At 65.4% G+C, this 20,531-nt stretch carries 15 protein-coding genes; 7 read left to right on the top strand and 8 right to left on the bottom strand.

From position 1 onward, the window contains the following. Nucleotides 1-52: 52 nt before the first annotated feature. Nucleotides 53-865 (top strand): FAD binding domain-containing protein, encoded by an 813-nt coding sequence (locus K414_RS0113765; RefSeq protein WP_027496456.1) that lies wholly within the window; start codon nt 53-55, stop codon nt 863-865. Beyond that, nucleotides 862-3,576: a molybdopterin-dependent oxidoreductase gene (locus tag K414_RS0113760; protein ID WP_027496455.1), complete on the top strand. Its 2,715-nt coding sequence runs from the start codon at nt 862-864 to the stop codon at nt 3,574-3,576. Before K414_RS0113765 ends, K414_RS0113760 begins: the two co-directional genes overlap by 4 nt. Here K414_RS0113760 and K414_RS0113755 read toward each other — a convergent pair. From K414_RS0113755 to K414_RS0113745, 3 genes are all read right to left on the bottom strand, one after another. Then, complete coding sequence (locus K414_RS0113755) at nt 3,548-3,985, bottom strand: Lrp/AsnC family transcriptional regulator (protein WP_027496454.1); 438 nt, start codon at nt 3,983-3,985, stop codon at nt 3,548-3,550. The two genes, K414_RS0113760 and K414_RS0113755, sit on opposite strands and share 29 nt — an antisense overlap. A gap of 63 nt (nt 3,986-4,048) precedes the next feature. After that, nucleotides 4,049-4,759, bottom strand: a complete 711-nt coding sequence (locus K414_RS0113750) for a type II CAAX endopeptidase family protein (protein ID WP_027496453.1) — start codon at nt 4,757-4,759, stop codon at nt 4,049-4,051. Further along, complete coding sequence (locus K414_RS0113745; RefSeq protein WP_027496452.1) at nt 4,759-5,943, bottom strand: NAD(P)H-binding protein; 1,185 nt, start codon at nt 5,941-5,943, stop codon at nt 4,759-4,761. Before K414_RS0113745 ends, K414_RS0113750 begins: the two co-directional genes overlap by 1 nt. A gap of 54 nt (nt 5,944-5,997) precedes the next feature. Here K414_RS0113745 and K414_RS0113740 point away from each other — a divergent pair, with 54 nt between their 5' ends. After that, nucleotides 5,998-6,603, top strand: a complete 606-nt coding sequence (locus tag K414_RS0113740) for a hypothetical protein (protein ID WP_027496451.1) — start codon at nt 5,998-6,000, stop codon at nt 6,601-6,603. A 3-nt stretch (nt 6,604-6,606) separates the two neighbouring features. Here K414_RS0113740 and K414_RS0113735 read toward each other — a convergent pair whose 3' ends face one another. Continuing rightward, nucleotides 6,607-7,725, bottom strand: a complete 1,119-nt coding sequence (locus K414_RS0113735; RefSeq protein WP_027496450.1) for an acyl-CoA dehydrogenase family protein — start codon at nt 7,723-7,725, stop codon at nt 6,607-6,609. A 359-nt stretch (nt 7,726-8,084) separates the two neighbouring features. Between K414_RS0113735 and K414_RS0113730 the strand changes: the two genes are divergently transcribed. Both K414_RS0113730 and K414_RS0113725 read left to right on the top strand, forming a co-directional pair. Continuing rightward, nucleotides 8,085-9,314 (top strand): aminotransferase class I/II-fold pyridoxal phosphate-dependent enzyme, encoded by a 1,230-nt coding sequence (locus K414_RS0113730; RefSeq protein ID WP_027496449.1) that lies wholly within the window; start codon nt 8,085-8,087, stop codon nt 9,312-9,314. After that, nucleotides 9,311-10,876: an NAD-dependent epimerase/dehydratase family protein gene (locus K414_RS0113725; RefSeq protein WP_027496448.1), complete on the top strand. Its 1,566-nt coding sequence runs from the start codon at nt 9,311-9,313 to the stop codon at nt 10,874-10,876. The genes K414_RS0113730 and K414_RS0113725 overlap by 4 nt, the downstream gene beginning before the upstream one ends. Here the strand turns inward: K414_RS0113725 and K414_RS0113720 are convergent. After that, entirely contained in the window at nt 10,860-11,387 is a 528-nt protein-coding gene (locus K414_RS0113720) for a DUF1992 domain-containing protein (protein ID WP_027496447.1), read from the bottom strand. The two genes, K414_RS0113725 and K414_RS0113720, sit on opposite strands and share 17 nt — an antisense overlap. A gap of 101 nt (nt 11,388-11,488) precedes the next feature. After that, the gene (locus tag K414_RS0113715; RefSeq protein ID WP_027496446.1) at nt 11,489-11,740 is read right to left on the bottom strand and encodes a hypothetical protein; all 252 of its coding nucleotides are present in this window, start codon (nt 11,738-11,740) and stop codon (nt 11,489-11,491) included. A gap of 95 nt (nt 11,741-11,835) precedes the next feature. Between K414_RS0113715 and K414_RS0113710 the strand changes: the two genes are divergently transcribed. Together K414_RS0113710 and K414_RS0113705 are read left to right on the top strand one after the other, a co-directional pair. Next, nucleotides 11,836-16,377: an ATP-dependent helicase gene (locus K414_RS0113710; RefSeq protein ID WP_027496445.1), complete on the top strand. Its 4,542-nt coding sequence runs from the start codon at nt 11,836-11,838 to the stop codon at nt 16,375-16,377. Between the two features lie 51 nt (nt 16,378-16,428). Then, the gene (locus tag K414_RS0113705; RefSeq protein ID WP_027496444.1) at nt 16,429-17,202 is read left to right on the top strand and encodes a DNA-formamidopyrimidine glycosylase family protein; all 774 of its coding nucleotides are present in this window, start codon (nt 16,429-16,431) and stop codon (nt 17,200-17,202) included. A 163-nt stretch (nt 17,203-17,365) separates the two neighbouring features. Here the strand turns inward: K414_RS0113705 and K414_RS0113700 are convergent, their stop codons facing one another. Together K414_RS0113700 and K414_RS0113695 are read right to left on the bottom strand one after the other, a co-directional pair. Further along, nucleotides 17,366-19,096, bottom strand: coding sequence for a glycerol-3-phosphate dehydrogenase/oxidase (locus tag K414_RS0113700; RefSeq protein WP_027496443.1), 1,731 nt, complete (start codon nt 19,094-19,096; stop codon nt 17,366-17,368). 99 nt (nt 19,097-19,195) lie between these two features. After that, nucleotides 19,196-20,428: a PLP-dependent aminotransferase family protein gene (locus tag K414_RS0113695; protein ID WP_027496442.1), complete on the bottom strand. Its 1,233-nt coding sequence runs from the start codon at nt 20,426-20,428 to the stop codon at nt 19,196-19,198. Between the last annotated feature and the right edge of the window lie 103 nt (nt 20,429-20,531).

Below are 20,531 nucleotides of genomic sequence, written 5' to 3'. Positions count from 1 at the left end.
AAGGCGCACCGGGCGGTGAATCCGGGCCGGCGAGAATGAGGTGAACGAAGCCATGGATCTCGGCACTGTCGATCGTGTTCTGCTTCCCCGCTCGCGTGCGGATCTGCCGCCGGGCAGCGCGGACGCCGCGGTAGTTGCGGGCGGCACGTGGCTGTTCTCGGAGAAACAGGACCACCTGACCACCCTGATCGACATCACGGCCCTGGGATGGGAGCCGTTGATCGTCGACGAGAACGGACTCGCAATCGCAGCGACGTGCACGATCGAGACTCTGGCTCGTTTCGAGTCCGCCTTCCCCGCAACCACTCTGTTCCCTCGGTGTGCAGCCGCCCTGCTGGCCTCGTTCAAGATCTGGAAGACGGCCACTGTCGGCGGAAACGTAGCGCTCGCCCTGCCTGCCGGAGCCATGATTTCGTTGACTGCAGCCCTGGACGGCGTCGCAGAGGTGTGGTCGGCACACGGCCCCGAGCACGATTACCGTCTGCCGATCGACCAGCTGGTCGTCGGCCCCCAGACCACGGTGCTCCGACCCGGGGATGTGCTGCGCAGCATCGACGTTCCACGGCACGCCCTCGAGTCGAGAACGGCGATGCGCACGCTGTCGCTCTCACCTCTCGGCCGATCGGCGGCGGTGGTGATCGGCCGCGTCGAGCCCGACGGCACATTCGTGTTGACCGTCACCGCGTCGACCGTTCGTCCGTTCGTGCTTCGGTTTTCGGCTGTACCGACGGCGCACGAGCTCGACGACGCCCTTGCCGACACTATCGGTCCGCAGCACTGGTACGACGATCCCCACGGTGCACCGGATTGGCGTCGACACATCAGTTGCGCTGCGGCGCAGTCCATTCGCGAGGAGCTGTCATGATCGTCGACATCAACGGCGTACCGACCGAGGTTGCCGCGCGACCGGGTCAATGTCTGCGCACCCTGCTCCGCGAACACGACCGTTTCGAGGTCAAGAAGGGCTGCGACGCCGGTGACTGCGGCGCATGCACGGTCCTCGTCGACGGAGAACCGGTGCACTCGTGCATATTTCCCGCCTACCGCGCGGCCGACAGGTCCGTCACCACCGTGGCCGGGCTCGGCACCCCGGAGGATCTGCACCCGATGCAGCGCCGGTTCGTCGAGGCCGCCGGATTCCAATGCGGTTTCTGTACGGCCGGGATGGTCGTGACCGCGTCGACCCTGACCGCGGAAGACAGGGACGAGCTGCCGGCAAGATTGAAGGGAAATCTGTGTCGCTGCACCGGGTATCGCGCCATTTCCGATGCCGTGTGCGGCGTGGTCAACACCGAGAAGGTGGCAGACGGTCCGGCATGCGGGCGTTCGCTCGAAGCCCCCGCAAGCACACGGGTAGTCACCGGAACCGAGCCGTACACGCTCGATCACTCCCCGCCCGGGCTGCTGCACGCCAGCGTTCTCGGCAGTCCGCATGCCCACGCGCGGATCGTCTCCATCGATACCACGGCCGCGGAACAGGTGCCGGGCGTGCAGCTGGTGCTCACCTCGAAAGACAGCCCGGCGGTGGCATTTTCCACTGCCAGACACGACAGCCGCGTCGACGACCCCGACGACACCCGGGTACTCGACACCGTCGTCCGGTTCATCGGCCAACGTGTGGCGATCGTGGTCGCGGAGTCGATCGCCGCCGCGCAGGAGGGCTGCCGCGCCCTCATCGTCGAGTACGAGGTGCTACCCGCCGTGTTCGACCCCGAGTCGGCACTCGCCCCGGATGCACCGAAGATCCACGGCGACAAGGACACATCGGCGCGGATCGCCGACCCGTCCCGGAACCTGGTGGCCGAACTACACGGCAGCACCGGTGACGTCGACGCCGCGGTACGTGATGCCGCGGCCGTGGTCACCGGGCGATGGACGACTCAGCGAATTCAGCACGTGCACTTGGAAACTCATGGCACCATCGGTTGGCTGGACGCCGACGGCCGGCTTCATCTGCGCACCAGCACCCAGGTTCCCTACCTGGTGCGCGACGAAATATGCGAGATCTTCGGCCTCCCCCGGGATCGTGTCCGCGTGTTCACCGCACGGGTGGGTGGCGGGTTCGGCGGCAAACAGGAACTACTGACCGAGGACGTCGTCGCGCTGGCCGTTCTGCGGACCGGTCGGCCGGTGCAGTTCGAGTTCACCCGCACGGACGAGTTCACGGTCGCACCGTGCCGACACCCGTTTCGCGTCGACGTCACCGCCGCCGCGAGCGCCGACGGCGTGTTGACCGCACTGTCGATCGACGTGCTGACCGACGCCGGGGCGTACGGCAATCACAGTGCCGGAGTGATGTTTCACGGGTGCGGCGAATCGGTGGCGATCTACCGGTGCGCCAACAAGCGGGTCGACGCGAAGACCGTGTACACCAACAACATTCCATCGGGTGCCTTCCGCGGCTACGGACTGGGGCAGGTCATGTTCGCGATCGAATCGGCCCTCGACGATCTCGCCCGAGAGCTCGATATCGACCCGTTCGAGTTCCGCCGCCGCAATGTCATCGTTCCCGGCGACGAGATCGTCGCCGCGCACCGCGAAGGCGACGACCTGCAATTCGGCAGCTACGGTCTCGATCAGTGCATCGACCTCGCCGAGAACGCCGTCAGGCAAGGCAACGGCGAGCCTGCGCCGCCCGGCTGGAAGATCGGTGAAGGAATGGCGGTGGCCATGATCGCCACCATTCCGCCCCGTGGCCACCGCGCCGAGGCCACCGCGTCGCTGCTGCCCGAGGGCGGCTACGAGATACGCGTCGGAACAGCGGAGTTCGGAAACGGGACCACCACCGTCCACACCCAGATCGCGGCCAGCGAGCTGTGCACGTCGGTCGACCGCATCCGCGTCGTGCAGTCCGATACCGAGTCGGTCACCTACGACACCGGTGCGTTCGGCTCGGCGGGGACCGTCGTCGCAGGCAAGGCGCTCTACGCGGCGGTGCGCGGGTTGTCGGCCCGCATCGTCGAGGTCGCTGCCACCGCGACCGGGCACCGCCCTTCGAACTGCACGTTGGGGCCCGAGGGGGTGCGGTGCGGAGATCGCTTCGTCCCGTTGGACGACGTACTGGCATCGGCGGGCGGCACGTTGACGGCAAGCGGCAACAGCGGCGGACTCCCGCGATCACTGGCGTTCAACGTGCAGGCATTTCGGGTGGCGGTCGACGAAGCGACCGGTACGGTCGCGATCCTCCAGTCGGTGCAGAGCGCCGACGCAGGCACCGTGATGAACCCGCAGCAGTGCCGGGGCCAGGTCGAAGGCGGTGTCGCGCAGGCCATCGGCAGCGCACTGTACGAGGAGATGCGCACCGACGGTGCGGGGCGGATCACCACCGACTCCATTCGGAGTTATCACGTCCCCCAGTTCGCGGACATTCCACGAACCCAGGTGCTGTTCGCGGACACCTACGACCGATTGGGCCCGTTCGGCGCGAAGTCGATGAGCGAGTCACCGTACAACCCCGTCGCCCCCGCACTGGCCAACGCGATCCGTGACGCGGTGGGAGTGCGCTTGCACCACTTGCCCATGTCCTCGGACCGCGTCTGGCGAGCGGTCAACGATCGTAGAACGTCTGCAGAATGATCGTGCTGCGCGTCTGCACGTGCGCCGTGGCGCGAATTTCCTGCAGTAGATGTTCGAGGGCGCGCGGCGACTCGACGCGCACCATCAGGACGTAGCTCTCCTCGCCGGCAACCGAGTGACACGACTCGATGGCGGTCAGATGCTTCAGTCGTGCGGGGGCGTCGTCCGGCCGAGCCGGATCGATCGGAGTGATCGCGACGAACGCCGACAACGGACGCCCCAGAGCTTCGGGATCGACCTGCGCCGTATAACCGCGAATGACTCGTCGCGACTCCAGGCGTCGAACTCGCGACTGAACAGCCGACACGGACAGAGACGCCTTCTCTGCCAACGTCGCCAACGTCGCGCGGCCGTCCGAGATCAATTCGTCGACGATCAGGCGGTCGACGCGATCGAGGTTTTCACTCACGTGCGCAATCTAGCTCAGATCCCCGCCGATGCCCCTCTGCCCGCACGAGACATGACCCTCTGCTCACACGAACAGCGGGGGCAGGGCCAGAACCATGACCGCCGACCAGCTGACATGCGTCAGGATCGGTGCCAGAATTCCGCCCGATGCCCGACGTTGCAGCCCCATCACGTAACCGAGCAGCACGGCGGCGAAGCCGAGCATCGGGTTGCCGGACGCGAGGGTGGCGATGGTGTAGACGACTGTCGAGATGATCACCGGATGTTTGACTCCGATGGCTGAGTACAAGGCTCCTCGGAAGAAGATCTCCTCGGCGACACCGTTGAGCAACGCGATGAACACGATCAGTACCAGCGACCCCACTCGGGCGTGTGCGAGCACGTTCTCGGTGAAATCGGCGAGCGGCGGAATCTGACGGACGACGAGGCCGCCGAGCATGAACACGCCACCGACGGCGAGACCGATGAGGATGGGGGTGACGATCGGCCGCCGGATGGACCCGCCCACCTTGATCCGTCCGAGGTGCAGCGGCCCCGACAGACATCCACCGACGATCCACACTGCGGCCAACACGAGCGTCAATGCGTAGAACGACGGGTCACCCGGTTCCACCTTGAGCGAGAAATACAGCACCGTCGCCCCGATCACCAGTGTGATCAGCACGATGATGCGCCGTTTCCTGAACGCCGCGTCGGACTCCCGGTGGTCTCGCTCGACAGGATCGACCAGAGCGGACTTCATCACGTTCAGCGCGGTCGTCGACCACGTTGCCATCATGCCTCCTCGGTATCGGTCAGTCGGCGCACGACCGACTTCGCGCGTCGGTTCACACTCGCAGCCACATCGAGGTTGGTACGCACTGCTGCTGCCACGGGCTTCGATGCCAGCAGTCGACGGCCGCCCAGAGCCTCGACCAGACCCCAGGTGCGGTCCGAGGACGCTGCCACGCCGTGCCGCCGGACGCCGAGCGCATCTCCGCCGCTCCATGCTGCGTCGGTGTTCGCCAGTCGCAGCGGGTCCTTCAGTGCACAGACCCCGGGCGGCTCGCCCACGGTTCCTCGCACGCTACGGGCCATGGCGTCTGCGATGGTGGTCAGACCACGGGGCGGATCAGGGACGAGATCCCGAATCCGGCTCTCCGACGTGGTCATCGTGTTGTGCAGTGAACCGACCAGATCCTCGGCGAGCCCGGCGGGCACAGGAATGATCTTTCCGATCACCTTGCCGGCGAGTGACGTCGGAACGAGCGGTACCGGTATCCCGATGCGCTGCAGCCCGGCGGCTTCGACGTAGGCGAACACCAGGTCGCGGTACGGCACCACGTCGGGGCCGCCGATGTCGTAGGAACCTGCTGGGACGGTGTCGGTATCGGCCGACGCCACCAGGTAGTGCAGTACGTCGTCGACTGCTATCGGTTGAACGGGCTCGGCGAGCCAGCTCGGCAACGGCAGCACCGGCAGGCGGTCCGCCAGATAGCGCAGCATCTCGTACGACGTGGAGCCGGCACCCATGACGATCGCCGCTCGCAACCACACCAGATCGATACCGTCCACCGTCAGCGCCTCACCGACGTCGGCGCGACTGGCCAGGTGCTCCGACAGGTGGGCGTCGTCGGGGACGAAGCCGCCCAGGTACACGATTCGACGCACTCCCGCTCGTGCGGCGGCCGCGGCGAACTGCTCGGCGGACGTCCGGTCCTGGGCACGGTAGTCGGCTTCGCCGATCGCGTGGACGAGGTAGTAGGCGACATCGATGTCGCCCGACTCTGCGAAGGCCGCGGCACAGGATTGTTCGTCAGTGACGTCGAGCGACACCGCGGTCACGGAATCGTAGAAGTCGAAAGTGCGCAGGTTCTTCGGAGTCCGAGACCCGACGACGACGTCCGTGTCGTCTGCCAACAGGGCCGCCACCAGCCGAGACCCGATGTACCCGCTGGCACCGGTGACGAGGACTCTCATGCGTCGAGGCTAACGGCAGTCGGGGCGTTGCGTCGGTATGGCATTGTCGCTCCTATGGCTCTCGTGTTGGCAGGTGTGGTCCTCCCCGACCCTCTCGGTACCGAAACGGTGCTTCGGCGAGGAGCCGCAGTGGCGCGGGCCGGTGTGAGCTGGATGTTCACCACGGCCGATTTCGCGCTTACCCTGCCCGGCAGAATCGAAGCACTGCTGAGCCGTATAGAGACATTGATGACACGAATCGACCATGTCATCGATTCGGCCGATGCCGTGGTTGCTCATGTACAACGGACGACCGGTGCCGCGGACACCGTGGTCGCGTCGGCATCGGCCGCCTCGCATACGGCGTTGGAGCTCATCGAGATGTTCGATCCCATCGCCAAGAAGTCCGAGCCGATGGCGCGACGCTTCGTCGACAACCTGTCCGACGCCGAGGTCGACGCAGCGATCGCCATGGTCGATCAGCTTCCCGGACTCCTCGACCACATGGAAGCTCTACTCCCCATCCTCGCGACCCTCGATACGGTCTCCCCCGAGATCCACGAACTTCTCGGAGTGACGAAGGACGTCAGGCGCGCCGTCATCGGCATCCCCGGATTCAAGCTCTTCCGCAACCGGGGCGAAGACAAGTTGAACGACGAGCTGGAAGACGAACAGCGGTAGTCGCTATTTGACGAACGCGAAATCTTCACCTGCGTGGAAACGGGCCAGGGTCTCCGAAATGGACCGCCGTGATGGCGGATGAAATGCGAACGCGTGCAATGCTGCTGCGACGTAGGCGATTTCGGGTGACTTGATGAAGCCGATCCCGCCCAGCGATTCGATGGCAGCCGAACTGCTGCGCACCAGTGCGTCACGAATCGCGATGCGGTTGAACAGCAACTTCACCGAGATGTCCTGTCCGCGTTCACCTTCGTCGAAGGCACGGGCCACGTTCTCGATTGCCGCCATGGACACCTCGAGTTCGGCCGCCGCTCGAACGTAGCCTTCGTAGTCACCCTTGTCCTGCTCGATCATCCGCTCGAGCAGAGAGGTCGCGGCGCCGATGTAGTTGGCGGAGATCAGCATCCCGAACCAGAGGTAGCCGGTCATCTCGTGCACGCCATCGGGATCGTCGTCCTTGTTGGGTAGGACGAGGCTTGCCGGTACTTCGACGTCTTCGAGCAACACTTCCTCGCTCTGCGCGCCGGCCAGAATGTCGGTGGTCCAGAACGGCTTCACACTCATACCCGGAAGGCCGGCCGGAATCAGCGCGACGGCGCGGTCACCGGAGTCGATCTCGACGCTGCAGGTCAGCAAGTCCATCGAACGTGCCAGACTGCACGGCTTCTTGCTTCCGTTGACGATGTAGTTGTCGCCCTTCTTCACGGCGGTCATCGTCGGAATGAACACGCTCCCGCCGGTGACGCCCTCGGAGAACCCGGAAGCGACGATCGCCTTCTGATCGACCAATCCCTTGATCAGTGCTCGGTCGTCGTCGGTGGCACCACGAGCGAATTCGGTCAGGGACGCGAGTGAGAGATGGTGCATCGTGGTTCCCGCGCCCAGAGAGGGTGAGCGAGACCCGATGGCCCTTTGCGCCCGAACCGCGTCGATGGCCGGAGCACCGAGACCACCCAGTTCGCCCGGGACCACCAAGCCGGTACCGCCGAATTCCCGAAACTTGTCGATCGCGTCCGAATCGCGCGACTCCAGTCGGTCCAGTGGGGTTGTGTCCAGATACTGCAGCAAACCCGGCATGTACTTCTCGAGCGTTTCTCTTTCGCGCACCATTAATCCAGTCACTGTTCATCTCCTTGTGTCACTAATCGATTGCGGCGTCGTCCAATTTGTACCATCAGTCGACCTGGACAAATCAGTCGAATATCGGCATGGACAGCGGTAAAGCAGGTGAATTCGCGCTGGACCCCGATAATACCCCGCCACCTGCGGCGATAAACTAAAGGTCTCGTAAAGTTTGCCCCTCGAAAGAAACCGAAGTTATTTTTCGGGGCGCATTTACCAACCGATTTCCGTCGCAAGAGCATCTTTTGAAACGCTGAATATTCTTCCGCCGAATACCAATCGCCCGCGCCGCCCGCTCCGAATGAACTCATGAATTCGCGACAATCCACAATCGACTCTGTGAGGAGTTCTGGTACACGATGGTTGTCAACAGATTGATGAAACGACTCGGCGGAGACGAGCGCGTGGATTTGCTGCGCGCTGTTCGAGACGCCGATGTGGTCCCGTACTTCCGCAAGATGGAATCGGCCGTTGCCCCGGTCGTTCGCGTCGAGGGCCGGGACAAGATCATGCTCGGATCCAACAATTACCTCGGCATTGCCGATCATCCCAAGGTTGTCGAGGGTGCCCAGCACGCGCTCGACACATTCGGCAGCGCAGTCACCGGAAGTCGTTTGCTCAATGGCACTCTGGACCTCCACCTCGAACTCGAGCACGAGATCGCCCAGTGGCACGGAACGGACGACGCACTCGTCTTCACCACGGGCTACCAGACGAACCTCGGAACGATCAGTGCGATCGTCGGCCCCGGTGACACGGTGATCGTCGATTCGGCGGCCCACGCATCGATCCGCGACGGCAGCACCCTCTCGGGCGCGTCGGTGGTCAAGTTCAAGCACAACGACATGGCCGATCTCGAAGCCAAACTCCAGCAACCCGTCGTCGACGACGGAGCCGTGCTGGTCATCGTCGACGGTCTGTACTCCATGGAGGGCGACCTGGCACCGCTCGACGTCGTCTCCGAGCTGTGTATCCGCTATCACGCAGCGCTGATGGTCGACGAAGCCCACAGCCTCGGTGTCTACGGGCCCGAACTCACCGGAGCGGCAGAGCTGTTCGGCATCACCAAGGACGTCGACGTCACGATGGCGTCACTGTCGAAGAGCCCCAGTTCCACCGGCGGGTTCGTGACCGGCTCGAGCGACTTGATCGACACCCTCCGGGTCAAGGCCCGCGCCTTCCTGTTCACGACCTCCGGTGTGCCTGCTGCGGTGGGTGCCGCATTGGCTTCCGTCCGCCTGATCCGAAGCGACGAGGGCAAGGATCGGGCTCGGCGCGTACTCGACAACGCCGAGATCCTGCGCGGCGGACTGCAATCGGCCGGCCTCGACGTGGCAGGCCGCTCGTCCACACCCCACGGCGATACGGCCGCCCCCATCGTCTCACTCCACATCGGCGACGACCTCGTGGCCATGAGTCTGTGGAAGAACCTCTACGACCGTGGCATCTTCACCAGCGCTGCCTTGCATCCCGCCGTGCCGAAATCCGGTGCCATACTTCGCCTGTGCGTGATGGCAACGCACACCGAAGAACACCTGTCGACCGCCACGGAACAGATCATCGAGGCCGTAGCGGAGCTGCCCTCATGAGTGAGCGCCACCGCGGCGTGCGTATCGCGGTCACCGGAGCCACCAGTGACTTCGCGGCCGCGATACTCCCGAGGCTGTTCGAGGATCCCGAGGTGGACGCGGTCGTCGGGATAGCCCGTCGCCCAGCCCGAATCACGCACCCGAAGTTCACCTCGCTCCGCTCGGACATTCGCTCTCCCGACCTCGAGGAGACGTTCGCCGAGTGCGACGTCGTGCTGCACTTGGCGTTCGTGGTCGAGGAGCTCAAAGACAAGACCGAGACCCACGACATCAACCTGCGCGGGTCACGCAACGTCATCGATTCCGCATACCGAGCGGGGGTGTCACGCGTGGTGATCGCCTCGAGCATCAATGCGTACGGTGCCGACATCGCTCCGGAGCCGCTCACCGAGAACAGTTATCCAGCAGGCGATCCCAATCGCTATTACTTCTACGACAAAGCCGAGGTGGAACATTACGCGGAGTGGTGGCTGCGTAGGCACCCCGGTGAGATGACCATCTCCATGTTGCGGTGCACGTACATCGTCGGACCCGACTTCGCCAACGACGGGATCGACCAGTTCACCGGGCCGATCGGCGCGTTCCCGGAAGCGGATCGGGCCTCGTATCAATTCTTGTTCCAGGACGACATGGCCGACGCCTTCCACCGCGCGGCCAAGACCGACCTCGTCGGTCCGTACAACCTGGGTCCGGTGGACTGGGTCGGCGTGCGCGAACTCGCTGCGATGCAGGGCCAGTTGATGTTCGACGTTCCACAGAAAGCGGCGACGCGTATCGCGAACATCGCCTTCGCCCTCGGCCTCACGCCGTTCTCCGGGCAGTGGGTCACGCCCGGAGAGCCCATCGTCGATTCGACCGCGCTCGGTGCTGCCACCGGTTGGGCACCCACCCTCACCTCCCATGAGGCTGCCGCCGTGATGATTCTGCTGCAGGGCAAGTCGCTGCTGAGGAGTCAGGACGCCCTCGAACGCGACCTCGCCTGCGAGGCAGCGTTGCGGCCGGCCTCCGACGCGGTCGCGCTCGCCCGCGCAGACGTCGCCGGCCTCGATATCGTGCACCGGCAGCTCGACATCGCCGGCGGGCGAGTGCACATCGAAGTACACCGATCGGCGACAGCCACCGACCAGTCGGTGGTGCTGGTTGCCGATACCGGTCTGCATGCCCGCTACCTGACACCCCTGGCCGAAGAGATCGCACGGGCAGGCGTCGACGTAGTGGTATTGGATCTCCCCGGCCACGGCCTGAGCACCGGGCTGCGCGGCCGATCATCGGCCACCCAGACCGTCGACGCTGTCGACGCCGCACTGCGCTTCGCTCGCACGCACCTCGACACCGCCCCGGTGGCGCTCCGCAGCGGAGTCCGGCACGCGACCGACACCGTGGTCGGCGGCGTGCGCCGGCGCGCAACCGGGTGGACGACACTGGAGGAACCGATGTGCCCCGACGGGCTGTTGCCTTCTCGAGTTCGCGTGGACGGTACAGCTGCGCTTCCGTTCGTGTCCACTGCGGCGGACGCTCTGGCCTACTGCGCCAGGACGATCGGACTCAGCGCCACCAGCTGAACCTGCTGCGAACGCGCGCGAACCACGATGCACCGTCGTGGTCCGCCGCCGAGGGCCGGCCCGACGTCACAGCCGACTCCGCGTCGTGCTGTCTTTCCAATCGGTCGACCTCGGTTCGATTGGTACGCCACCGGGACACCCATGTCTCGACATCCACGGGGCCGAGCGGCACGATCGGCGGGGTAGGAAAGCGAATCCACTCGACGATGCGAGCGTTGAGCTCGTCCAACACGTCTCGTACGGACTCCTCGCGCCGGAGACCGATCAACGTAGAGGGCAGCCGCTCGATCTCTTTGCGCAGGGCCAACGCCGTGGGCAAGAGCGCATCGACCGGCAGGTTCTCTCGCCTCAGATAGCCGCGAACCCACCACAGTTCGTCGTCGGGATCGCCCATCGGGATGGGTTTGCCGGTGCCGTCGAGTCCTTCGAATGCACCGGCGTCCTGCGCCTCGCGGATCTGTTTGTCGACCCAGGACTCGAACGTGACTCCTGGCTTCTTGCGTTCGGTCACTCCATCGACTGTAGAACCGGCCCCGGGTGTTCGCCAGGTGCGCCCGAGACGAGCGAGCCCCGATCCCATGCAGGGGTCGGGGCTCGCTCAAATGCGTCGGCTCAGCCGTATTCGGCGACCAAGCGGTCGAACTCGTCACGGTCGATCACCTGAGGCTCGTTGATGGCCAGCGCCTGGGCGTACTTGCTCGCCAGGTGGTAATCCCGGCCGAGTGGACCGTGCTCGGCGTCGTCCTCGTCCGATTGGATGCTTGCACCCGGCGGCACCTCGTTCTGCAGGCCGTTCGTCTTGCTGCCGAGCAGTGCGTCGAGTTTCGCGGAAATCTTCTGCATGATCTCTTGGTCGTCGGTCATGGCCACCGGGTACCCGAATCGGGCGAAACGACACCGCAGCGCACGAGCTTCGCGCTCCGGGGTTACCTGTCGGTGCCTCGGGGCATGATGGTGGGATGGCCACGCACAGTATCGGCACCGACATCATGGAGAAGCTGTCGCGGCCGACTCGCGAGTGGTTCAACGGCGCATTTCCGGCTCCCACGTCGGCGCAGCTCGGTGCGTGGTCGTCCATTTCCAGCGGATCGCACACCCTGGTGGTCGCGCCGACCGGCTCGGGCAAAACGCTGTCGGCGTTCCTGTGGGCCCTCGACGAGCTGGCCCAGCTGGGTGCGGACAGCACCCGCAAGACCAAGGTGCTCTACATATCGCCGCTCAAGGCTCTGGCAGTGGACGTCGAGCGCAACCTGCGAGCTCCGTTGGTCGGCATCACCCAGACAGCCAAGCGTCTCGGTCTGAACCCGCCGGAGATTTCCGTCGGAGTCCGCTCGGGCGACACCAGCGCTGCCGATCGCCGGACCATGATCAAGACTCCGCCGGACATTCTGATCACCACTCCCGAGTCTCTGTTCCTCATGCTCACCTCTGCGGCGCGGGACATCCTGGCCGAGGTCGATACGGTGATCGTCGACGAGGTGCACGCCGTGGCAGGCACGAAGCGTGGCGCGCACCTCGCGGTGTCCCTCGAGCGCCTCGACGCGATGCTGGACAAGCCCGCGCAACGCATCGGCCTGTCCGCGACGGTGCGCCCCCACGAGGAAGTGGGCCGATTCCTCGCCGGTGCCGCCCCCATCGAGATCGTCGCCCCACCCGCACCGAAGACTTTCGACCTGACGGTTCAGGTGCCCGTGGAGGACATGACCGAACTCGGCGTCACCGACCCGAATGCGGACACCTCCGCCGCTCCCCCGGCTCAGGGATCGATCTGGCCGCACGTCGAGGAGAAGATGGTCGATCTCATCCTCGAGCACAAATCGTGCATCGTCTTCGCCAACTCGCGCCGGCTCGCGGAACGACTCACCGCGCGGCTCAACGAGGTGTACGCCGAACGTATCGGCGGCGGAGTCGATACCGAGCACAAACCACCATCTCAGGTGGGCACCGCATCCGACGTCAACCACGGCGCCGATCCTCTGCTGGCACGGGCCCACCACGGCAGTGTCAGCAAGGATCAGCGCGCGCTGATCGAAGACGATCTGAAGACCGGTCGTCTGCGCTGCGTTGTGGCCACCAGCAGTCTGGAGCTCGGAATCGACATGGGCGCAGTCGATCTGGTGGTCCAGGTCGAGGCGCCGCCGTCGGTGGCCAGTGGTCTGCAGCGCGTCGGTCGCGCCGGCCACCAGGTGGGCGAGATCTCCAAGGGCGTGCTGTTCCCCAAGCACCGCACCGATCTCATCCATTGCGCGGTCACCGTCGAACGGATGACGTCGGGCAAGATCGAGGCCCTCTTCGTCCCGGCCAATCCCCTCGACGTCCTCGCCCAGCAAACCGTCGCAGCGTGCGCACTCGAACCCATCGACGCCGAGGACTGGTTCGAATCCGTCCGTCGCACCGGCAGTTTCGCCACTCTGCCCAGGTCTGCCTACGAGTCGACACTCGACCTGCTCTCGGGCCGTTACCCGTCGGACGAGTTCGCCGAACTACGGCCACGGCTCGTGTGGGACCGCGACGCCAACACTCTCACCGGCCGTCCCGGGTCGCAGCGACTGGCCGTCACGTCCGGCGGTACCATCCCCGACCGCGGCCTGTTCACCGTCTACATGGTGGGCGAAAAGCAGTCACGGGTAGGCGAACTCGACGAGGAGATGGTCTACGAATCGCGAGTGGGCGACGTGTTCGCACTCGGTGCCACCAGCTGGCGCATCGAAGAGATCACGCACGACCGGGTGTTGGTCAGTCCCGCATACGGCCAACCGGGCAGGCTGCCGTTCTGGCACGGCGACGGCCTCGGTCGACCGGCCGAATTGGGCCGGGCCCTGGGCGAGTTTCTGCGGAGCACCACCGACCGCAGCAACCTGGCCGAGCGGCTGAGCACCGACGGTCTCGACGCCAACGCAGTCAACAACCTGATCGCTTTGCTCGACGAACAACTCGAGGCCACCGGCCAGCTCCCCACCGACAAGACGATGATCGTCGAGCGCTTTCGCGACGAACTCGGCGACTGGCGATTGGTGCTGCACTCCACCTACGGTCAGCAGGTACACGCGCCGTGGGCCCTCGCGGTCGGCGCGAGGCTGATCGAGCGATACGGCATCGACGCCGCCCCCACGGCATCCGACGACGGCATCATCGTCCGGCTTCCCGATACCGACGACCAGCCGCCCGGCGCGGAACTGTTCGTGTTCGAGCGCGACGAGATCGCCGACATCGTCACCGAGCAGGTCGGCGGATCGGCATTGTTCGCGTCGAGATTTCGCGAATGTGCCGCTCGCGCACTACTTCTGCCCCGACGCAACCCCGGCAAGCGGGCACCACTGTGGCAACAACGGCAGCGTTCGGCACAGCTGCTCGACGTCGCTCGTAAATACCCAACGTTCCCGATCCTGCTCGAAACCGTGCGCGAGTGCCTGCAGGACGTCTACGACCTCCCCGCCCTCGAAGACATCCTGGCCCGCATCGGGCGACGCCAGATCAGGATCGTCGACGTCGAGACGCCGTCACCGTCACCGTTCGCGAATTCGTTGCTGTTCAACTACGTCGGCGCTTTCATGTACGAGGGCGACAGCCCGCTCGCCGAACGGCGGGCCGCCGCCCTGTCTCTCGATTCGGCGCTGCTGGCCGAGTTGCTCGGACGCGTCGAGCTGCGAGAGTTGCTGGACGACAGCGTCATCACCACCACCGAGCTCGAGTTGCAGCGACTGCCCGAGGACAGACACGCCAAAGACATCGAGGGTGTTGCGGATCTGCTGCGGCTGCTCGGTCCGCTGACCGCCACGGAAGTCGGACAGCGCACCAACGGGAACGAATTCCCGCAGTGGCTCGCCGAGTTGGCCGATGCAAAGCGGGCAATGGAAGTTTCGTTCGCCGGCCAGAACTGGTGGACGGCCATCGAGGACGCGGCTCGCTTGCGCGATGCACTCGGTGTTCCGCTACCGATCGGCACTCCCGCCGCGTTCATCGAGCCCGTCGACGACCCACTCGTCGACCTGATCAGCCGGTACGCCCGAACCCACGGACCGTTCACCCTCGACGACGCAGCCGCGCGGTTCGGCGTCGGTACCGCCGTGGTGCGTGACGTTCTGCGCCGACTGGCCGTGGACAAACGCGTCGTCGAGGGCGAATTCCGTCCCGGTGCAACGGGCAGTGAATGGTGCGACGCCGAGGTTCTTCGGCGATTGCGGCGGCGATCTCTGGCGGCGGCACGGCAGGAAGTCGAACCCGTGTCCACCGCCACGCTCGGCCGCTTCCTGCCGGCGTGGCAGCACGTGGACAGTCGCCGGTTGAGCGGCATCGACGGTGTGGCAACGGTCATCGAACAGCTTGCGGGCGTGCCCGTTCCGGCGTCGGCGTGGGAATCTCTCGTGCTCGCCTCCCGGGTGAGCGACTACAGCCCCGCCATGCTCGACGAGTTGACCTCCACCGGTGAGGTGTTGTGGGCGGGACACGGTGCAATCTCGTCCAAAGACGGCTGGGTGAGCCTGCACATGGCCGATACCGCGCCACTGACCCTGGTGCCCGCCGCCGAATCCGACCTGTCCGAGTTGCAGATTCGAATTCAGGACGCCGTCGCGGGCGGCGGTGCGTACTTCTTCCGGCAGCTCTCGGACACCGTCGGCAGCACCGACGACACGGCTCTGCAGGCTGCGCTCTGGGAGCTGGTGTGGGCCGGACGGCTCAGCAACGACACGTTCGCGCCACTGCGAGCGCTGTTGAACTCCACGGCCACTCGCTCCGCCCCGAGTCATCGAGCACCGCGTCGAACCCCGCGCCTGCGTTCCTACCGTCAGTTCGAGCGGCCGTCCCTGCCCACCCGCACCGGCCCCCCGACGGCCGGCGGCCGATGGTCGCGATTGCCCGAACTCGAACCGGACCTCACCGTCCGGGCTCATGCCACCGCAGATGTACTTCTCGAACGCTATGGCGTGGTGACCCGCGGTTCGGTCATGAACGAAGGTGTCCCCGGCGGATTCGCCACGATGTACAAGGTGCTGACGGGGTTCGAGGATTCGGGTCGCTGCCGCCGCGGCTATTTCGTCGATTCGCTGGGCGGCGCTCAGTTCTCCACCTCCGACGTCGTCGACCGGTTGCGTAGTTACGACGAACCGAAGAAGAACGCCACCGCCGTCGTACTCGCGTCCTGCGATCCGGCCAACCCCTACGGCGGAGCACTGCCCTGGCCGAAGGCCGGCGGCGAAGACACCGACGACACGACGAAGCACCGGCCGGGTCGCAAGGCGGGAGCGCTGGTCGTACTCGTTCGTGGGGAGTTGACGATGTTCGTCGAACGTGGCGGGAAGTCGGTGCTGACCTTCGGCGACAACACCGAGGACATCGCTTCTGCAGCAACGGCATTGGCGACCACTGTCAAGCGCGGCGGGGTGGACAAGTTACTGGTCGAACGGATCAACGGTCACGATATCCACGGCACGGACTTCTCGAAGACGCTGACCGCGGCCGGTTTCTCGGCGACTCCCCGCGGACTACGCCTGCGGCGCTGAGGCACCGCACCACTGACGAAGAAGAGAACCGAAGAACGAGAGAGGACGTAGATGCCCGAGGGCGATACCGTCTGGCGCGCCGCCAACACTCTGCGGGCAGCGCTCGAGGGCCAGCAGCTCACTGCCTGCGACATTCGTGTACCCCGTTACGCCACAGTCGACTTCACCGGCGAAACGGTCGAGTCCGTCGCGTCGAGGGGCAAACACCTGCTGATCAGAGTGGGCGGCTACTCGATCCACTCGCACCTGAAGATGGAAGGCACCTGGCACGTCTATGCACTGGGGGCTCGCTGGCGTCGTCCGGCCTTCCAAGCTCGGATCATTCTGAACACCGAGAAGGCGCAGGCCATCGGATTCGAGCTGGGCGTGCTGGAGATCCTCGAGAACGAGGACGACGCTGTCGGCTATCTCGGACCGGATCTACTCGGACCCGACTGGGACCCAGGTGTCGCCCTGACCAATCTGGAGTCGGACCCCGGCCGACCGATCGGCCTGGCCCTGCTCGATCAGCGCAACATAGCCGGACTGGGCAATGTCTACCGCAACGAGATCTGCTTCCTTCGCGGAGTCGATCCCCGCACTCCGGTCGAGGACTCCGGAGACCTGAAGAAGATGATCGACCTGTCCTTCCGCACCATCACCGCCAACAAGAATCGCAATCAACGCGTCACCACCGGGGATCGTCGCGCGGGTCGTCATTTCTGGGTGTACGGCCGCGAGAACAAGCCGTGCCGACGGTGCGGTACCACCATCGAGTTCGGACTGATCGGCGACAACCCACTCGAAGAACGGCAGATCTACTACTGCCCGCACTGCCAGAGATGACCGGCCTTCACAGAGCTTCGTCAGGTGAGACCAAGCCTGCTCACAGCTTCGCCGATCACCATGGATCGTATGTTGACACTTGCGATACTCACCCTGCTGGTCATGGCTGTCTCCGGCGCGACGGCTGCTCGCGCACCGCGGACGCTGGTTCGGGTTCCGTGACTCAGAGGGTCCGGACGGGTTCGAGAATTTCCTGACGCGCTTCGGGGGCGACGACGCGCAGGGCGTCGGCAGATTCGTCGTCCGGCTGACGCTGCGACGCGATCTCGGCCTCGACCCGAGCCCGGTACGTGTCGACCTCACGGTCGACCGTGGCCTCGTCCCACCCCAGGATCGGGGCGATGAGTGCGGCGACCTGACCCGCGCAGTTCATCCCACGATGCGAGTACTCGATGGAAATCCGGGTGCGCCGCGACAGCACGTCCTCGAGGTGCAGTGCGCCCTCGGCCGCAGCGGCATAGACCACCTCGACCTGCAGATAAGCCGGCGCGTCGGTCAACGGTTGCAGCAGTTCGGGTTTGCCGTCCGCCATGGCCAGCACCTCGTCGATCAGCGAGCCGTACCGGTCCAGCAGATGAGTCACTCGGTGCGGATGCAGCCCGTGTACTTCGCCCAGGTGCGGGGCCTGATTGACCAGGGCGAAGTAACCGTCCGCGCCGACGAGCGGCACTTTCTCGGTGATCGACGACGCCACCCGCGCCGGGATGTCCTCGGCCGCGAGATCCACTGCGTCCTCGGCCATCACCCGGTAGGTCGTGTACTTGCCACCTGCGATGGCAATGAGTCCCGGTGCCACCCGCGCCACCGCGTGCTCACGGGACAGCTTGGACGTCTCGTCGCTTTCACCCGCCAGTAGCGGCCGCAATCCCGCGTAGACGCCGTCGATGTCGTCGTGCGTGAGCGGCGTGACGAGCACCCCGTTGACTTCGCCGAGAATGTAGTCGATATCGGCTTTGGTCGCGGCAGGATGCGCGAGATCGAGGTTCCAGTCGGTATCGGTGGTCCCGATGATCCAGTGCGCGCCCCACGGAATGATGAACAGCACGGACTTCTCGGTGCGCAGAATGATCGCGGCCTCGCTGACGATCCGATCTCGCGGCACCACGATGTGCACACCCTTCGAGGCCCGTACTCGGAAGCGACCACGCATGTTCGACAGCGACTGAATTTCGTCGGTCCACACGCCCGTGGCGTTGATCACCACGTGCGCACGTACCTCGGTGGTGGCCCCGGTCTCCGAATCTCGCACTCGCACACCGGAAACACGGTCGGCTTCACGGAGGAACCCCACGACCTGAGTGGACGTCCGCACCACTGCGCCGTAGTGGGCTGCCGTTCTGGCGACGGTCATCGTGTGCCGCGCGTCGTCGACGACGGTGTCGTAGTACCGAATTCCGCCGATCAGCGATTTCCGCTTGAGGCCGGGCGACATCCGCAGGGCACCCGAACGGGTCAGATGCTTCTGTTGCGGAACCGATTTGGCACCGCCCATCCGGTCGTACAGAAAGATACCCGCCGCGATGTACGGGCGCTCCCACCCCCGATGGGTGAGGGGGAACAGGAATTTCAGCGGTTTGACCAGATGCGGCGCGAGTGTGGAGAGCGAGAGTTCACGTTCGTGCAGCGCCTCACGGACGAGTCCGAACTCGAGTTGTTCGAGGTAGCGAAGGCCACCGTGGAACATCTTGGACGAGCGAGAGGACGTGCCCGACGCGTAGTCACGCGCCTCCACGAGCGCCACCTTCAGGCCTCGTGTTGCCGCGTCGAGCGCGGCACCCGAACCCACGACGCCACCGCCGACGACCACGACGTCGAATTGTTCGCGTCCGAGCTGGTCCCACGCCTCCACCCGTTGGGTGGGTCCGAGGAACTTCGTGTTCGATCGGTTGCTCACTGGACGCTCCCTGTCCTCGAAAATTCCTCGCGATGTCTCCCACGTCAGGCTACCGCCCCAGGTCGGCCGAGCGCAGAACCAGCGCAGGCTGGTCGCGGTTCAGCTCCGCCGTGTCATCGACGCATGTGCCGCGCTCAGCCGCCGCACCGCCTCGTTCAGCACCTCCGGTGTGGAGCCGGCGAAGCTCAACCTCAGCGAGTGGCGGAAGTACTCGGCCGACGTGGACGTTGCAGCGCGCACGAACGCGCTACCCGGCACGAACGCGACGCCGTGCGCGAGCGCCGCAGCGAGCAGCTCGGTGGTATCGGTCCCGTCACGAAAGGTCGCCCATGCGAACATTCCACCTGTGGGTCGCGAGACGTCCAGCGCCGAACCGAATTCCCCGGAAAGAGCGCTCGTCAATGCGTCTGCGCGACAACCGTACTCACGCCGAAGATCGGTCAGGTGGTCCGCCAGCCACTCGGTGTCGCCCAGCAGGTCGGCCGCCATCAGCTGTGTCAGCGAGGAACCGCACAGATCGGCACCCTGTTTGAGCAGTTCCACCGCCGCGCACACTCGGGGCGGGGCAACGAACCATCCCACGCGCAGAGTCGGCGCCAGGATCTTCGACGCGCTCGACAACCTGACGACCCGATCGCTGTGACACGCGATCGGCAACGGGGGCGGTCCGGATTCGATTGTGTCGAACCAGATCTCGCTGTACGGATCGTCCTCGATAATCCAGAATCCGTACCGGTCGGCCAGGGCCGCGAGTCGGCGACGGCGAGCCTCGGTCATCGTCACGCCGCGGGGGTTGTGAAAGTTGGCGACCGTATGGACCACCGCGGGCCGCAGGCCGGCGAGCAGCCGCGCTTCGAGCTCGTCGACATCCATCCCGCCATCGGTGATGGGGATGGATTCGATCTGTGCCTCGGCAATCGAAAACACCTGCAGCGCTCCGGTATACGCCGGTTCGTCGACCACCACGACGGCACCCGGGTCGATCAGCGCCTGCGCGAGCAGTGTCAGGGCCTGCTGCGATCCGTGCGTCACGACGACGGTGTCAGTCGGAACCGTCACTCCCCCGCGCACGGCGCTCTCTCTGGCGGCGATCACGTTGCGCAGTGTGCGGTGGCCGGAGGTCTCGCAGTACTGCACTGCGTCGGAGTGTCGCAGCACTGCGTCCGCTGCGGCAGCGATGCGGTCGACCGGTATGAGATCTGTGGCCGGTAAACCGCCGGCCAGGCTGATGATCTCGTCGCGAGCGGTCAGGGCCAGATGGTCGCGGATGGCCGAACTGTCGAGTGTTGCGGTGCGTCGGGCCAAGCCGGCAGGCGGATGAATCGAAGACACGAAAGAGACTCCAGGGCAGCAGGGACGGGAAGAACGGCCCGCGGATCCGCAGAGTCGAAGAGAGAGCGGACGGGTGTGTCCGCTCTCTCGACTATGTCATGTG

The sequence above is a fragment of the Rhodococcus sp. JG-3 genome (assembly GCF_000482405.1).
GTDB lineage: Bacteria > Actinomycetota > Actinomycetes > Mycobacteriales > Mycobacteriaceae > Rhodococcoides > Rhodococcoides fascians.
This window is presented reverse-complemented; position numbering and strand designations above follow the sequence as displayed.